This is a genomic window from Streptomyces poonensis, from assembly GCF_014650915.1.
GTDB classification, from domain to species: Bacteria; Actinomycetota; Actinomycetes; order Streptomycetales; family Streptomycetaceae; genus Streptomyces; species Streptomyces poonensis.
In genome coordinates this window covers 879,793-895,663 of the sequence record NZ_BMVW01000001.1, presented here as the reverse complement: position 1 = coordinate 895,663, position 15,871 = coordinate 879,793, and the positions used below count along the sequence as shown (strand labels likewise).

At 72.2% G+C, this 15,871-nt stretch carries 11 protein-coding genes; 6 read left to right on the top strand and 5 right to left on the bottom strand.

The window, feature by feature from the left end; genetic code table 11:
- Window positions 1-38 precede the first annotated feature (38 nt).
- From IE242_RS03920 to IE242_RS03905, 4 genes are all read right to left on the bottom strand, one after another.
- Entirely contained in the window at window positions 39-2,393 is a 2,355-nt protein-coding gene (locus IE242_RS03920; protein ID WP_189855277.1) for a polysaccharide pyruvyl transferase family protein, read from the bottom strand.
- A complete protein-coding gene (locus tag IE242_RS03915) occupies window positions 2,390-3,646 on the bottom strand; it encodes a tetratricopeptide repeat protein (protein ID WP_189855275.1) in 1,257 nt (418 codons plus the stop codon). The genes IE242_RS03920 and IE242_RS03915 overlap by 4 nt, the downstream gene beginning before the upstream one ends.
- Window positions 3,647-3,859: 213 nt before the next feature.
- Window positions 3,860-5,203 carry an alpha-2,8-polysialyltransferase family protein gene (locus IE242_RS03910; protein WP_189855272.1) on the bottom strand — a complete coding sequence of 448 codons (1,344 nt, stop codon included), beginning with the start codon at window positions 5,201-5,203 and terminating at the stop codon, window positions 3,860-3,862.
- Entirely contained in the window at window positions 5,203-6,189 is a 987-nt protein-coding gene (locus IE242_RS03905; RefSeq protein WP_189855270.1) for a glycosyltransferase family 2 protein, read from the bottom strand. The genes IE242_RS03910 and IE242_RS03905 overlap by 1 nt, the downstream gene beginning before the upstream one ends.
- A 198-nt stretch (window positions 6,190-6,387) precedes the next feature.
- Here IE242_RS03905 and IE242_RS03900 point away from each other — a divergent pair, with 198 nt between their 5' ends.
- The 5 genes from IE242_RS03900 (at window position 6,388) to IE242_RS03880 (ending at window position 13,375) form a co-directional block, all read left to right on the top strand.
- Window positions 6,388-7,734, top strand: a complete 1,347-nt coding sequence (locus tag IE242_RS03900; RefSeq protein WP_189855268.1) for a DUF6716 putative glycosyltransferase — start codon at window positions 6,388-6,390, stop codon at window positions 7,732-7,734.
- A 101-nt stretch (window positions 7,735-7,835) separates the two neighbouring features.
- On the top strand, window positions 7,836-9,134 hold the full coding sequence (locus IE242_RS03895) for an N-acylneuraminate cytidylyltransferase (RefSeq protein ID WP_189855266.1): 1,299 nt from the start codon (window positions 7,836-7,838) through the stop codon (window positions 9,132-9,134).
- Window positions 9,135-9,157: 23 nt separating this feature from the next.
- Window positions 9,158-10,096 (top strand): N-acetylneuraminate synthase family protein, encoded by a 939-nt coding sequence (locus tag IE242_RS03890; RefSeq protein ID WP_189856378.1) that lies wholly within the window; start codon window positions 9,158-9,160, stop codon window positions 10,094-10,096.
- Window positions 10,097-10,131: 35 nt separating this feature from the next.
- A complete protein-coding gene (locus IE242_RS03885; protein WP_189855264.1) occupies window positions 10,132-11,496 on the top strand; it encodes a collagen-like triple helix repeat-containing protein in 1,365 nt (454 codons plus the stop codon).
- A 355-nt stretch (window positions 11,497-11,851) separates the two neighbouring features.
- Entirely contained in the window at window positions 11,852-13,375 is a 1,524-nt protein-coding gene (locus IE242_RS03880) for a pectate lyase family protein (protein WP_373299469.1), read from the top strand.
- Window positions 13,376-13,503: 128 nt separating this feature from the next.
- Here IE242_RS03880 and IE242_RS03875 read toward each other — a convergent pair whose 3' ends face one another.
- Entirely contained in the window at window positions 13,504-13,719 is a 216-nt protein-coding gene (locus IE242_RS03875; RefSeq protein ID WP_189855260.1) for a DUF4287 domain-containing protein, read from the bottom strand.
- A gap of 701 nt (window positions 13,720-14,420) precedes the next feature.
- Between IE242_RS03875 and IE242_RS03870 the strand changes: the two genes are divergently transcribed.
- Entirely contained in the window at window positions 14,421-15,695 is a 1,275-nt protein-coding gene (locus tag IE242_RS03870; protein ID WP_189855258.1) for an amidohydrolase, read from the top strand.
- Window positions 15,696-15,871 lie beyond the last annotated feature (176 nt).

Here is a 15,871-nt window from a genome sequence, read left to right as displayed (position 1 = left end):
GTGAACTCTGTTCGCGCTAAAGGTGAATTCCTGACGTCTCATGCCCGGCCGAGGATTATCCCGAGCTCGTCGAGGTTCGACCGGGTGGTCCTCCACAGGAAATCCTGGGCGTCGTACACGTCCGCCACGGCGGCCGCGTGGTCGTCGAGAACCGCGGCCGCCCGTTCCGCGAGCCGGTGGCCCAGGTCCCGGTCGTGCACGGACAGTCCCCATTCCCGGTGGCCGATGTCGGACAGGAAATAGGCGAGCTTCGGATGGGAGACGAGGCTGAGGATCGGGGTCCCGCAGCCGAAGGGGATCATTCCCGCGTGCCCGCGCATCCCCATCACCAGCAGCGCACGGCGGTACAGGTCGCGGATGCCGTCGTTCGACATGTCGTAGAGCTGCTCGACGGGCAGCGTGAGGCCGTGCTCCCGGCGCAGGTCGTGCACGAACCTCTCGTCGGCGGGCATGTGGGCCGCGTACCGTACGTCGGCCCGGTCCCGCAGCCTCCGCAGCGCGACGGCCATCTGGGCGAGGAAGTGGCCGTAGTCGTGGCCGAAGCGCAGCCCCTCCCGGTCGTAGGCGCAGTTGACCAGGACGGTGCCGGACCGCTCGGCCGGGTCGGTCCAGCCGGGGACGAGGTGCCGTGCCACCGTGGTCGGGCACGGCTGGTAGCGCACCCGGTCGCGCAGTTCACGGGGGAGCAGCTCGCGGACCCGCTCGATCGAGCCGTGGTTGCGGAGCCCGAAGAACGCCGACCGTTCGACGAGCGCCCGCAGGCTCCCGGCGAACCGCTCACGGCGGTAGAGCTGTCCGTCGAACACGTTGTAGCCGACGGCGAACACCGCCAGGGGCACGCTGATCCGGGCCAGGACGTCGTCCGGGATGTTCCACTGCCAGTGGCTGTTGCCGTTGGGCGAGGTGTCCGGCAGGAAGAGCCCGCCCCCGCCCACGATCACCCCGCGCCGCGCGTTCAGCCGCTCCAGCGCCGCCTCGTCGACCAGCCGGTGCACCGGCTGCTGATACCAGCGGCGCGGACCGGTGTCGGTGCCGAAGCACATGCGCACGGCCTCGGGCAGCACCTTGTCGCCCGCGTTCTCCTGGCCCTCCGCGAACAGGGCCACGTGCGCCAGCTGCTCCGCGGGAGCGGCCGGCTTCCGCGTATCCGGGCCGTCCGGGCCGTTCGGGCCGTCCCGGTCGGCCGGGCTGTTCGTGCTGTCCGGGCCGTTGGGACGAGTGCGGACGTACCAGGCATGGCACCCGGCGTCGGTGGGGTCGGCGGCCAGGCCCTCGCGGGCGTACGCGTGCGCGTCCTCCTCGCGTCCGCACAGCCAGGCCAGACGGGCGAGCTGGGCGAAGGCGCGGGGCGCGACGTCGGGTGACGCCCCCGCCAGCAGCAGATGCGCCTCGGCCTCGTCGTAGCGCGACAGTGCCATCAGGCAGAGGCCGAGCGTCTCCTGGCACCGCGGCGCGTCCAGCCGGTCGGCCACGACCGGGGCCAGTACGTCGACGGCCTCGTCGTAACGGCCCTGCCTGCGGTACACGTCGGCGACCGTACGGGCCAGACCCAGGGAGGGGCGCCTCTCCAGCAGGGGCGGCGCGCAGTGCGCCAGGAGGTCGGCGTGCTTGCCGCCGGGCAGGGCGCAGTAGGCGGCCCAGAAGTCCTCGTCGCTCATCTCGAAGCGGCGCCGCGCCTCGGCCGCCGGGCCGTATCCGGGCGCGTCGGCGGGGCCGGTGAAGTGCAGGACGGCGACGTTGGCGGGGACCGGCGTGTCGTCGTGCAGCCGGCGGGTGAGGAAGTCGTACCGCGCGTCGACCGGGATCAGGCCGTCGGCGGGTGTCGTGCCCGGGTCGCCGGCGAGCACCGCGCCTGGGTCGCCGTCGTGCGCCAGGGCCGGGTCGTCGTCGCCGGTGAGACGGGCGAACCGTTTCGTCACGGCGTCGTCCGCGTCGGCGCGCTGGATGACGAGCAGACCCTCCGGCAGGACGGCGCGCCGCTCCGCACCCCCGCTGCCGCACACCAGCTGGGGGACCGCGCCCACACCGCGGCGCATCCGCAGCAGTTCGCCGATGTCCCCCAGCACGACCATGGCGGGGGTGAGGGCGATGACCGTGTCGTAGCCCTCCAGCCGGAAGACGTCCATGCGGCTGTCGGCGCGGCGCGTGACGATGCGCGGGTGCAGCCGGCGCAGCGCGTCGAACGCGGAGTCGGCCAGTCCGGGGTGCAGGACCACGAAGTCCTCGCACACGCCGGGGTTGGTCAGCGCGAGGCTGCGCAGCAGCGTGGGCAGACCCGGCAGACGGGCTTCGTCGGTGTGGACGGCGAAGGCGATCCGGCGCTTGCCGGTGACGGTTCTGCGGTCGTCCGCGGAGGAGGCGGAGGGAGCGGAGGAGACGGAGGAGCGGGTCATCGCAGGGCGATCCTCATCTTGCTGTCGTCGACGTGCGTCGCGCGGTCCATGACCCACTCGGCCTCTCTCGGTCTCAGCCGGCCGGGCAGGCCGAAGCCGATGAGGTCCAGGCGGGGGCTGACATCCAGGAAGTCCAGCAGCCGGAGGGCGGTGAAGGCGGTGGTGGTCCCCTTCTCCCAGCCGCCCTCGCCCAGCAGCGCGGGGTCGTGCAGGGGCCGGCGGAGGGAGGCGTCGCCGACGTGCTTCTGCGCTCCGGGCACGAGCCGCTCCCGCAGGGCGCGGCGCCACCCCGCCGCCGGGTCGCCGAACACGAGCCGGGTCCCGGCCGGCCGCGTCCAGGCGGGACCGTCCCACGGGGTGTCGCCCCGCAGCGAGACGGCGTGCAGGTCGGTGCGCTCGCCGGTGCCCTCCGCGCGGATACGGAAGGAGTCGCAGCGCACCACCAGGTCATAGCGGTCGATCTCGGCGCCCAGCCCGCTCGCGGCGACCTCCTCGGCACCCGACACCAGGCACACCGTCCGCCCCGCGACGAGGCCGCGCAGACCGCCGACGCCGATCGGGGCGGTCGTGCCGATCAGCGCGTCGGGCGTCGCGTCCCGCTCGACGAGCCTCCGGTAGCTGCCGTACAGCTCCAGCAGGCGCCGCACCCTGGCATCACCCGGGCCGTGCTCGGCCACCCGTGCCCGTACATAGGAGGCGAACTCCGGCGCCGTGCTCTCGGTGGGCCGGCCGAGCAGGTCGCGCAGCGGGGAGGCGGCCTGGGGGAAGAGCGCGACGGCCGCGTCGAGGCAGGCCCGCCGGCGTCGCAGGGTGTCCGTCCTGCGGACCACCTTCGGCGCCGCGGCGCCGGCCTGCGACAGCGTCAGGTAGCGCTCGTAGCACTCCAGGGCTTCGTCGCCGCGGCCGAGCCCGTCCAGGGCCAGGCCGCGCAGCCGCCAGGCGCCCTTGGACTGCCGGCGGATCCCGGTCGACGTCTCGGCGAGGCTCAGGGCGAGGTCCAGTTCGCTCTGCCCGCCGGCCTCCAGGGCGCGCTCACCGACCTGGAGCAGGGCGTCGAAGGGGTCCTCGTCGGCCGCATCCAGGGACGTGGCCAGGACGCCGATCGCCTGCGTGAGCCGGGCCTGCCGGGGAGTGGGCCGGTCGCCGTGCGCCGCGAGGTACTCCCCGCACCGGCGCATGCTCCGGGCGAACAGGTCCTGCCTGGCGGCCTCTCTCTGCCGTGCCTTGAACAGTCCCGCCAGGGGGTTCGTCATGCCGTCCACCGTCCTCCGATCGAAGGACGAATGTGCCCCAACGCGAGTGATCGCAGGTGGCCGCGCGGTGCATGCTGGGTGAACACTCCGGCTCGGGTACCGGTCGGCCCGGTGGGGCGGGCCACGTTCCGCAACCCCTCCCGGGTGGCCCACCCGTCACCGTCGTACCGTCGTCAGTGTTCGGCCGCCGTGGTCAGTGTTCGGCCGCCGCCCTCAGCGTTTGACCGCCTTCTTCAGCGCCCGCGCCCGGCGGACCATCCGGCGGGCCGTGGAGTTGTGGGGCAGGAAGGCCAGCCGCTGCGGGATACCGCCGGGCAGACCCAGGGAGGTCAGGCGGCGGCGCTTGAAGTAGCGCTGCGTACGGGGTCCGAAGTGCTCGGCGAGGAACCGCTCCGCCACCGGGCGCAGCTTCGGGTAGACCTGCGGCTGCATGGTGAAGCCGACCGTCGTGACCAGCTCGCCCAGCAGCCCGTCCGGGAGGGCCTCGCCGCTCTGCCCGTCGCTCTGTCCGTCCTCCAGGGCGGGCAGCAGCACATCGGCGAGGGTGACCGGGACGCGGTTGCTGTTCTGGTACGGCGTGAGCCGCTCCAGCAGCTCCTCGGTGCCGATACGGGCGACCGGCAGGCCGTAGAACGCGGACGCGGTGAACAGCGCGGTCGAGAAGCAGCCGACGACCAGCGCGGGCGGTGCCTTCTCGAACAGCACCTCGGCGAGCAGGGGCGAGTCGAGGACGGTCAGGTCGACGCCGAGCTTCTCGGCCTCGGTCTCCAGGGCGCGGCTGTACCGGGCCGGGGCGGTGGGGTGCGGCTTGAACACGACGGAGCGATGGCCGCGTGCGACGGCGCCCCGCACCATCCGGACGTGCAGTTCCTCCTCCTCGGCCGGGGAGAGGATGTTCAGCGCGGACAGGTACTGCCCGAGCAGGAGCGCCGCGTCCTGCGGCACCGCCGGCAGCTCACCGGACGCGCCGGTGAGGCCGCTGAGCACCTTCAGGAAGGCCTGTGCCGGCACCAGCTGCGCCGGTACGCCGAACTCGGTGAGCAGCATCGGCTTCAGCCCCGGCACCAGGTCCAGGTGGAGCAGCCGCCGTACGCGCGTGCCGACCAGCGGGTCGAGCTTGCTGCGGGTGGGGCCGTAGCTCATCAGCCCGTCGGCGTAGACGTCGACGGGGGCGCCGGTGAACACCTGGGCCAGCGCCAGCGACGGGTTGACCTGGATCGACTCCAGGACCAGCGTCACCCGGTCGTCGCCCAGGCCCCACAGCCGCCGCAGATACCGCTCGAACAGCGGCAGATCGTCGGCGCGCGGCGACCAGGAACCGGGGTGGAAGGGGCTGATGGCCTCGTTGTACGAGAGCACGCCGTCGAAGTGGTCGCGCAGCGGCGCGAAGCCCGGCATCTCGTCGACGGCCGGAGTGGTCTCCGGGGTCGCGGCGTTGTTGCACACCAGCAGCAGCCGGCGGTCCGCCTCGGCGAAGCAGTCGGAGTCGAGCGCGGCGGCCACGGTGGCGGCGCCGTACAGCGTGGAGACACAGAAGATCTGGGTGGTACGGGGCATCAGGCAGCCGCCTTCGCTGTGGTGATCCGGCGCCGCAGCCGCCGCAGCGTGGCGGCGCGCCGCACGTCCATGGTGTCGAGCACATCGGCGAGGATGTCCTGCGGCATGCGCTTTATCGCCGCCGCAGCCATCACCCGCAGCTGCTTGGCCACGGCCGGTTCCCACTTGCTCTCGTCCGAGAGGTGGTGCGCGATGATCGCGCAGTAGGTGCGCACCGCCTTCGGCAGCAGTGTCGCGGCGTCCCGGTCGGCCGCGGTCTCCTCGACGACCTGGTCGAAGGCGCGGATGAAGTGCAGTTGACGGGCGTCGCCGACCTGCGTGAGGGAGGATGCGACCCCGCGCCGGTAGAACACGCCGAGCAGGTTCACCACGGCGAACGACTCCGCCTCACGGTGCAGCTTCCAGATCCAGGGCCGGTCCTCGGCGGTCCGCAGCCCGTCGGTGAAGTGCAGCAGGCCTTTGTCCAGCAGCCGGCGGTGGTAGGCGCCGGCCCAGGCGTACGCGTAGTCCACCGAGGTCGTGCGGTCGGCGGGCAGGATCGCCTCGCGCGGATCCATGACCTCACCGCGCAGTCCGACCGGTGCCCGGTGCACGCTCCGGGCGCGCGCGGTGGCCCGGACGTGGTCGGTGCGCACGAAGTCGCAGCCCAGCTCCTCGATGGCCGACACCAGTTCGGCGAGGTACCCGGGGGCCAGCCAGTCGTCGCCGTCCAGGAACGTCAGATACTCGCCCCGCGCCGCGTCCAGGCCGGTGTTACGGGCGGTGGCGAGCCCGCCGTTCGCCTCGTGGCGGATGAATCGCACCTGGGCGACACCGGAGAGTTCCTCGGCACCGCGTTCGACAATGGCGGCCGTCTCGTCTTTCGAATGGTCGTCGACCAATACGAACTCGATGTCGCTTCCGGCGTTCGTCCGAAGACTTCTGAGGGCGTCCGGGGCGTATTGCTGCACGTTGTAGAACGGCACGATGACGGAGAGCTTTGGCACCTGCGAAAGGTTAGGAGTCCGCCCGGCAGCGGAACTTTCCGTTGAGCGTACGGCGGGTGAACTCCATGTGTCGGAATGGTGCATCCCGTGTACTTCCCGCTCTCTGACGAGCCAGTTCGGCTCTCGGTGGGGTGTTGTTAACTTTTCGTTGAGTCGTGGTTGGCCCACACCTAGGAATCGCTTCCTAGCGTCTTTCCCGTGCCACCAAGTACATCGAACCCCCCGCGTATCGCCGTCCTCGCGGACTCCGACACCCGCTGGAAATGGGGTGCGCTGACCGCGGGCCGTATCGCCCCGGGCCCGTCCATGGAAGCCGGACCGCGCGAGGGCGCGCAAGTCGGCCCCGCCCTGGACGGATTCCTGTTGCGCGGCCGGGCCACGCCCACGGCCCGGCAGCTGCGGGAGGTGGGGGTGCGCGCCGACTCCCTGCGGGAGGTCACGGCCGTCGAGTTCCTGCGCGCCATGGCCGAGGAGACGTACGACATCGTCGTGCTCTCCCTGGTCGGCGGCGGGGTCCAGGCGATGCTGCACGGCCTGAAGCGGGTCTGGGAGGGACGCGAGAAGCGGCCCGTCGTCGTCACCGGCTACGTCGGTGTCGTCTACGAGAAGCTCGCCGACGGTCTGCTGCTGCGGCACGGCGCGGACCTCGTCCTCGCGAACTCCCGGCAGGACGCGGAGCGCTTCCGGGCCGTGTACGAGGGCGTCGGCGCCGACGCCTCCTCGGTGACGGAGGTGGCGCTGCCCTTCCTGGGCGGTGCGGCCTACACCGGTGAGCACGACCCGTACACGGTGGTCTTCGCCGCCCAGCCGTCCGTGCCGGAGAGCCGCAAGGACCGTACGTACCTGCTGGACCGGCTGATCCGGCACGCCCGGCTGCACCCCGAGCGGGACGTGGTGCTGAAGCTGCGCTCCAAGCCCGGCGAGCACACCACGCACATCGAGGAGCTTCCGTACCAGAAGCTCGCACAGAAGCACGACCTGCCGCCCAACTTCCGCCTGGCCTACGGGAACATGGGCGAGGTCCTGGACCGCACCGACCTGCTGGTGACGGTCAGCTCCACGGCCGCCCTGGAGTCGCTGCACCGCCGCATCCCGACCGTGGTGCTCACCGACCTCGGCATCCGTGAGGCGCTCGGCAACCACCACTTCGTCGGCTCCGGATGCCTCGCCTCCTGGGACCGGCTCGACGCCGGACACCGCCCGGTGCCCGACGAGGAGTGGGTGGCCCGGCAGGGCGTCGCCGCGGACGGCTCGTACGACACCGCCTTCGACGCCGCCCGCGAGCGCATCGCGAAGCTGCTCGCGCAGCCCGGCGGCCTGGCACCGCTCACCCCGTACTACACACCCGCGACCGCCCCCGGCTATCTGCCCGGCATCCTCGCCCGCCACCACCTCGGCCCGGACGGCAGCCCGCTGCCCGGCGCGCCCGCCGCCGACAAGGAGCCCGGCCCGGTCCGGCAGATCGTGCGCCGGGCGGCGCGCGGCGCCTACCGGCACGGGGTGCAGCGGGTCGCCCCCGTCATCCGGCGCATGGGGGAGCTGTGAGCGCCGGCGGCCGTGTCCCACGTCAAGCATCTGCGTCTGCCCCCGCAGCCGCACCTGTCCCTGTCCCTGTACCTGTACCTGCGCCGCTAGGAGTCGATCCCATGACCAACCCGGAAGCGGGCGGGGGCGCCACGGTGTCCCGGGTGCTCGCGGTGATCCCCGCGCGGGGCGGCTCCAAGGGCGTGCCCGCGAAAAACCTGGCGCCCGTCGGAGGCGTACCGCTGGTGGCGCGCGCCGTGCGCGAGTGCCGCGCGTCCCGGCTGGTGACCGACGTGATCGTGTCCACCGACGACCAGGCCATCGCGGCCGCCGCCCGTCAGGCCGGCGCCGAGGTGGTGCTGCGGCCCGCCGCCATCGCCGGTGACACCGCCACCTCCGAGGCCGCCGTGCTGCACGCCATGGACGCGCACGAGGCGCTGCACGGCGCGTCGGTCGACGCCGTACTGCTGGTCCAGTGCACCAGCCCGTTCCTGCGCGGCGAGGACATCGACGGGGTCGCGGCCGCCGTCGTGGAGAACGGCGCCGACACGGCGGTGACCGTGGCGCCCTTCCACGGCTTCATCTGGCGGGACGCGGCCGACGATCCGGCGGTCGCCGACGCCGCGGCCACGGCGGCCGCCGCGGGAGCGGTGACCGTCACCAGAGCGACGGTCACGGAGGGCGGGTACGGCGTCAACCACGACAAGTCCTTCCGCCCGCGCCGCCAGGACCGCCCCCAGGACCTGCTGGAGACCGGCGCCGCCTACGCGATGGACGCGGCCGGTTTCCGCCGGCACCGGCACCGCTTCTTCGGCCACACCGAACTGGTGCGCACCGACCCGGCGCGCGTGCTGGAGATCGACGACCCGCACGACCTCGCCCGCGCCCGGGCCCTCGCGCCGCTGTTCGACGCGGACAGGCCCGGCGCCCTCCCGACCGCCGACGACATCGACGCGGTCGTACTGGACTTCGACGGCACCCAGACCGACGACCGGGTGCTCGTCGATTCCGATGGACGGGAGCTCGTCTCCGTGCACCGCGGGGACGGCCTCGGTATCGCGGCCCTCCGCCGGAGCGGCCTGACGATGCTGATCCTGTCCACGGAGCAGAACCCGGTCGTCGCCGCCCGCGCACGGAAGCTGCAGATTCCCGTGCTGCACGGCATCGACCGGAAGGACCTCGCGCTGAAGCAGTGGTGCGAGGAGCAGGGCATCGCGCCGGAGCGCGTGCTCTACGTCGGCAACGACGTCAATGACCTCCCGTGCTTCGCCCTCGTCGGCTGGCCCGTGGCGGTCGCGAGCGCCCACGACGTCGTGCGCGGCGCCGCACGCGCGGTCACCACCGTCCCCGGTGGCGACGGCGCGATCCGAGAGATCGCCAGCTGGATCCTCGGCCCCTCTCTCGATTCCCTCCCCCAGTAAGGACATCTGCCGCCATGAGCGCTGTGACTTCCAACTCCCGCATCCGTACGTTCGGTACCCGCGAGGCCGGCCCCGGCCGCCCCGTCTACATCACCGGCGAGATCGGCATCAACCACAACGGCGACCTCGACAACGCCTTCAAGCTGATCGACGTGGCCGCCGAGGCGGGCTGCGACGCGGTGAAGTTCCAGAAGCGCACCCCGGAGATCTGCACCCCGCGCGACCAGTGGGACATCGAGCGCGACACCCCCTGGGGCCGCATGACCTACATCGACTACCGCCACCGGGTGGAGTTCGGTGAGGACGAGTACCGCCAGATCGACGAGTACTGCAAGGAGAAGGGGATCGACTGGTTCGCCTCCCCGTGGGACACCGAGGCCGTCGCCTTCCTGGAGAAGTTCGACGTCCCCGCCCACAAGGTGGCCTCCGCCTCCCTCACGGACGACGAGCTGCTGCGCGCCCTGCGCGCCACCGGCCGCACGGTCATCCTCTCCACCGGCATGTCGACCCCGAAGCAGATCCGCCACGCGGTCGAGGTCCTCGGCAGCGACAACATCCTGATGTGCCACGCCACGTCGACCTACCCGGCGCAGGCCGAGGAGCTCAACCTCCGCGTGATCAACACCCTCCAGGCCGAGTACCCGAACGTCCCGATCGGCTACTCCGGCCACGAGACGGGCCTGCAGACCACGCTGGCCGCGGTCGCCCTCGGCGCCACCTTCGTCGAGCGCCACATCACCCTCGACCGCGCGATGTGGGGCTCCGACCAGGCCGCCTCCGTCGAGCCGCAGGGCCTCGCCCGCCTGGTCCGTGACATCCGCACCATCGAGGCCTCCCTCGGCGACGGCGTCAAGAAGGTGTATGACTCCGAGCTCGGCCCGATGAAGAAGCTGCGCCGCGTCCAGGGCATCGTCGCCGAGGCGGAGATCGCCGCGGCGGCGGGCGAGCCGGTCACGGTCTGACCCCCCGCCACGACGGACGAGACGGCCGTACGCAGATGAGACCCCGCGCCGGCACCTCCGGCCCCTGCCCCCGTCCCCGCACTCTCGCCTTCGTCGAGAGTCCGGTCCAGCTCCTGAACGTCCTGGAGTGGGCCTACGCCCATGCCTCCGGTGTCTCCGGCGCGACCGGGGACGGCGCGGCGGGCCCCGGATCGGATCCTGGCCGGGATTCCGGCGGGGGGCCGGGCGGGGCCGCCGGTACGGGTCGCGGTGCGGCCTCCGGTGCCAAGGACCCGGCGGGACACGGCGCGGGGTCCGCGTCGGAAACCGACGGCGCGGAGCTCTCCGGGGCCGGGGCCGGGGGCGCCGAGCTGCCGGGGAAGCCTGAATCTGCCGGGAACCCTGGCCTCCCCGGGAGCCCTGGCCTCCCCGGGAACCAGGGTCTCCCCGGAAACCCCGGCGCCGACATCACCCTGGTCGTCCTGGCGCCCACCGACCCCATGACACGCGGCCAGCTGCGGCGGATGTCGGAGCTGGCGCGGAACGAGGGATACGAGGTGCGGTGGGAGGAGGCACGGGGCGGCGCGACGGCCCCGTTCCAGACGGTCGCCGGCCTCACTCCCCTGCTGCGCGCCGCGGACCGGGTGGTGATGGGCGACCCGTTCTCCCGCTACGTACAGCTCCTGCTGACCATCACCCGCGCCTCCGACCTCGTGGTCGTGGACGACGGCACGGCGACCATGGAGTTCGTCTCCCAGCTCGCCCGCGGTGAACGCCTCGTGCGCTGGCACCGCAAGGGCGGCCGCCCCGGCCCCCGCGACCTGCTCTTCGCCCCGGTCGCGTCCGCCGCCCGCAACCGCCTCACCCCCGGCGCGGACCGGCACGTGGAGGTCTTCTCCTCCATGCCGATCGACGAGACCCCCGAGGGCGTCACGATCAGCGCGAACGACTTCGCCTGGACCCGCGCCCGCTTCGGCCCCCCGCGCATCACCAAGGGCGCCGACCTCGTGGGCACCTCCCTGGTCGAGACCGGGGTCGTGGACGGTGACCGCTACCTGGAGGCGGTACGGGCGCTCGCCCGTGCGCACGGTGCCGCCCGGTACTTCGCCCACCGCCGGGAGAGCTCGGAAAAGCTCCACCGTCTGGCCCAGGAGACGGGTCTGGAGGTGGTCCGCCCCGACCTCCCCCTGGAACTGATCGCCCGCCGCGGCCCCATCGGCCGCACCATCCTCAGCTTCCCGTCCACGGTCGTGCACACCCTGCCCCTGGCCCTGGCGGGCACGGACGTCAAGGTCGCCGTCTGCGACATAGACCCGGCCTGGCTCACCCGGCACGCTTCACCTCGGGCCCAGGGCTTTCTGGCCGGCGTCACGACGACGGCGCGGGACGTGCACCGCCTGTCGGCGGTGACCACGGCCTGACCCTGTCGGCGGCGGACCTCACGCGACGACCTCCTGAGAGGTCGCCCGAACGCGCTGGGTGCCCGCTGCGCCCCTGCTGAGAACCCGCCGGGAGAAATCCTTACCAGGGCGGCAACCTCTCCTCCGCCGGTGACGACTTCAGGTCACATCACGGTCCACGACACCTGAGTTCCCCACCCACCTCCCGATGCTTTTCAGCGCGGTCGGGGACCGTCACCGACGCAGGAGAGAGCAGAGCACGTTGACCACGACGCACAGCAGCAACACCCGGCGCCCCAGGTCCCACAGGAAGTCCAAGCTGCGGCTCCAGGCGGCGCTGGCCACGGTGGCCGTCGCGGCCGGAACCGGTGTGTACATGTCGATGCCCGGCGAGGCGTCGGCAGCGGTGACCGGGAGCGCCACCGGCTTCGCCACCCAGAACGGCGGGACCACCGGGGGTGAGGGCGGGAAGACGGTGCGCGCCACGACGGGCACCGCGATCCACCAGGCCCTGTGCGACCGGGCCGCCAGTGACACCCCGATCACCATCGAGGTCGAGGGCACCATCAACCACGGCAACACCGCGAAGGTGTCCGGGGACAGCTGCAGCACCGCCGCCGGCGTCATCGAGCTCAAGGAGATCAGCAACGTCTCGATCGTCGGTGTCGGAAAGGGCGCCACCTTCGACCAGCTCGGCATTCACATCCGCAACAGCAGCAACATCATCATCCAGAACGTCACCGTCAAGAACGTCAAGAAGTCCGGCTCCCCCCTCTCCAACGGCGGCGACGCCATCAGCATGGAGGACGGTGTCCGCAACGTCTGGGTCGACCACGCCACCCTGGAGGCGTCGGGCGGTGAGTCGGAGGGCTACGACGGCCTCTTCGACATGAAGAACGACACCAAGTACGTGACGCTGTCCTACAGCACCCTGCGCAACTCCGGCCGCGGCGGCCTCATCGGCTCCAGCGAGACGGATGTCTCGAACAGCTTCATCACGTTCCACCACAACCTGTACGAGAACATCGACTCCCGTGCGCCCCTGCTGCGCGGCGGCACGGCCCACATGTACAACAACCACTACGTGAGCCTGAACAGCTCCGGCATCAACGTCCGCGCCGGTGCCAAGGCCAAGGTGGACAACAACTACTTCGAGGACTCCAAGGACGTCCTCGGCACCTTCTACACCGACACGGCCGGCTACTGGCAGGTCAGCGGCAATGTCTTCGACAACGTGACCTGGTCGAAGGCGAGCGGGGACAACAAGCCCGCCGGGCCCGACCCGAAGTCCAACACCACGGTCAGCATCCCCTACACGTTCGAGCTCGACGGGGCCGACTGCGTGCCGGCCATCGTGAGCCGGACGGCGGGCGCCAACAAGGGCCTGAAGGTGTCGGACGGCTCCTGCTCGCCGCAGACCCCGGCTCCCTCGGACCCGACCCCGGCCGACCCGGAGCCGGAGCCCACCGAGGACGAGTCCACGACCCCCGCCCCGGAGCCCACCGAGGACGAGCAGGAGCCGACCCTGCCCGGCGGCACCAACCTCAGCATCGGCGCCGGCTCCGACGGCTCCGGAAGGGCCGACGGCACGAGCTACGGCAACGTGCGGGACGGCAAGCCGAACACCTACTGGTCGCCGCAGGGCGCGACCGGGTCCGTCTCGGTCAAGTGGGGCACGGCCACCAAGGTGTCCGCGATCAACGTCCGTGAGGCCGCGGGTTCGGAGGGCACCATCGGGTCCTGGCGGGTGCTGAACGGCGACACCGGTGCCGTCCTGGCCTCCGGCAGCGGGGCCGGCCCGATCTCCTTCACCGGCACCTCGCTGAAGAAGGTCACCTTCGAGATCACCAGCGCGAAGGGCACCCCGAAGGTCGCCGAGCTCGAGACCTACGCCGGCTAGTACCGGCGTGCACGGCACCGCTGCCGTGACCGCCGGCGGTCGCTGAAGCACCCGGAGCGAGAGGCCGGGGCCGTCACCCATGACGGCCCCGGCCTCGGTCGTGTGCCTCCCGCCCGGCCCGCGCGCGGCTACTTGCCGCTGTCCTCCGCCAGCGTGTGCGCGACCAGGGCGTTGGCGTGCCCGTGCCCCAGCCCGTGCTCGGCCTTGAGCCAGGCCACGAGCTCCATGTGCTTCACGAGCGGCGAGGAGCGGATCAGCTCCTGCCACTCCGCGACCGGGCGACCGTACTTCTTCTCGATGGAGGGGAAGTAGCTGGCGGGACCCTTCACGGCGGGCGTCGTCATCGGGTGCTCTCCTGTGCGCTCGTACGGTGCCCTGTCGGGCTGTCGGGGCTGTCGGGAGATGAGACCGGACGGGTGTACGGAACTCATCGCCCCCGCCGCGATCGGCCGAGTGATGTGGCTCACGGGCGAACTCCGGCCGCCGACGAGGCCCCCCGTCGGCGATCCCCCTGGTGGTCCACCTGGTGGTCCAATCGGGACGACCTTGCCGCCGGCGGTGTCACCGGCTGCACCTCCCGGCACCCTGACGGCCGGGAGTGACGGAGCTCGGCACCTGGTGTCGCTGCAGGTGGGAGAGGACCGAGGCGCCCGGTGCGGGCCACGGGGCGACAATCCGCCGAGCCCCGTCGAGGCGCCCACGTGCCTGTTTCCGAACCGTCGTCCGGTAGTGGCCGTTCCCGGACGGGCCCGCGCGGCCGTCGTGGTATCCGTGTAAGACGGAATTCGCCCGGGTACCCCCGGGCGGTCACCGACAGTGGACTCCGCGGTCAACCCGGCGGGCCGCGTGTGAGAGACCTCGCAGTGGGCACACGCCCCAGAGGTCGACAAGATCAATCGTCCGGTGAGCCGGGCGAGTGTACCCATCTCGATCGGTACCCATGCGTAGCGCGGCCAGATTTCGTCCCCCTAGAGGGCTGAAGTTTTGTTGATCGTGGGTCGGTTGGCCGCCCGATCGCCCTACTCTTCAGAGGGTGAAACAGCTGATGTCCCCAGAGTCCGAGGCCGAACACCCCGGGGATGCCGTGCTCCCCGGCACCCTGCCGGAAGCGCTCCACGCGGAACTTGTGGCCTTCCGCCGCGACCTGCACATGCACCCGGAGCTCGGCAACCAGGAGTTCCGTACGACCGCCGCGATCAAGGCCCGCCTGGAGCAGGCCGGGCTCGTACCGCGTGTGCTCGACAGCGGGACCGGTCTCGTCTGCGACATCGGCGACCGGGACGGCCTGCGCCCGATGCTGGCCCTGCGGGCCGACATCGACGCCCTGCCCATCCCCGACACCAAGGCCGACTGCCCCTACCGTTCCACGGTGCCCGACCGGGCGCACGCCTGCGGGCACGACGTGCACACCACCGTCGTCCTCGGCGCCGGGCTCGTCCTCGCCGAGCTGCACCGGCAGGGCCGCCTGCCGCGTCCCGTGCGGCTGCTCTTCCAGCCCGCCGAGGAGGTGCTGCCCGGCGGCGCCGCGGAGGCCCTGAAGTCGGGGGTGCTCGACGGGGTGGGGCGGATCGTCGCCGTGCACTGCGACCCCCGGGTCGAGGTCGGCCGCATCGGGCTGCGCACCGGCCCGATCACCTCGGCCTGCGACCGTCTGGAGGTCGCCCTCGACGGCCCCGGCGGACACACCGCGCGCCCGCATCTGACCACCGACCTCGTCACGGCCGTCGCCCGGGTCGCCGCCGACGTGCCCGCGCTGGTCGCCCGGCGTGTCGACGCCCGCAGCGGACTCTCCCTGACCTGGGGCCGCATCGAGTCGGGGCACGCCCCGAACGTCATCCCGCAGCACGCCGAGCTCTCCGGCACCGTGCGCTGCCTCGACCTCGAAGCCTGGCACGAGGCGCCCGACGTGGTGCACGCGGCCATCGACGAGATCGCCGATCTGCACCGCGCCAAGTCCGAGATCAACTACATCCGGGGCGTCCCGCCGGTCGTCAACGAACCGTCCGTCACCGAGCTGCTCCGCGAGGCCATGACGGCGCGGCGCGGCGCGCACTCCGTCGAGGACACCGAGCAGTCCCTGGGCGGCGAGGACTTCTCCTGGTACCTGGAGCACGTCCCGGGCGCCATGGCCCGGCTGGGCGTCCGCAGGCCCGGCGACCGCCGCGTCCGCGACCTGCACCAGGGCGACTTCGACGCGGACGAGTACGCCATCACGGTCGGCGTCGAGCTCTTCACGGCGGCCGCGCTCCTCTACACGGACGACGCGGGCGGCACCGGCGACACGGACGACGCGGCCGACATGGACGCCGGCCCGGCGTAGGCGGTCCGGGCAGCTCCTCCTGATGCGCGTACCCGTACGGGACCGCCCGTACGGGTACGCGCGCGGGCACTGCCCTCACGGGCTGTTCCGCCCGGACCAGCCCCTTTCGCGAGGGTGGTTCACGGGGACGTAACCGGGCATCGGCACGAATGGATAACGGCACCGCGGAACCCCAT

Bases quoted from the DNA above. Each gene is read 5' to 3' on its own strand.
- IE242_RS03915 (WP_189855275.1), bottom strand. From the start codon at position 3,646: ATGACGAACCCCCTGGCGGGACTGTTCAAGGCACGGCAGAGAGAGGCC.
- IE242_RS03870 (WP_189855258.1), top strand. From the start codon at position 14,421: ATGTCCCCAGAGTCCGAGGCCGAACACCCCGGGGATGCCGTGCTCCCC.
- IE242_RS03880 (WP_373299469.1), top strand. From the start codon at position 11,852: ATGTCGATGCCCGGCGAGGCGTCGGCAGCGGTGACCGGGAGCGCCACC.
- IE242_RS03910 (WP_189855272.1), bottom strand. From the start codon at position 5,203: ATGCCCCGTACCACCCAGATCTTCTGTGTCTCCACGCTGTACGGCGCC.
- IE242_RS03875 (WP_189855260.1), bottom strand. From the start codon at position 13,719: ATGACGACGCCCGCCGTGAAGGGTCCCGCCAGCTACTTCCCCTCCATC.
- IE242_RS03920 (WP_189855277.1), bottom strand. From the start codon at position 2,393: ATGACCCGCTCCTCCGTCTCCTCCGCTCCCTCCGCCTCCTCCGCGGAC.
- IE242_RS03895 (WP_189855266.1), top strand. From the start codon at position 7,836: ATGACCAACCCGGAAGCGGGCGGGGGCGCCACGGTGTCCCGGGTGCTC.
- IE242_RS03885 (WP_189855264.1), top strand. From the start codon at position 10,132: ATGAGACCCCGCGCCGGCACCTCCGGCCCCTGCCCCCGTCCCCGCACT.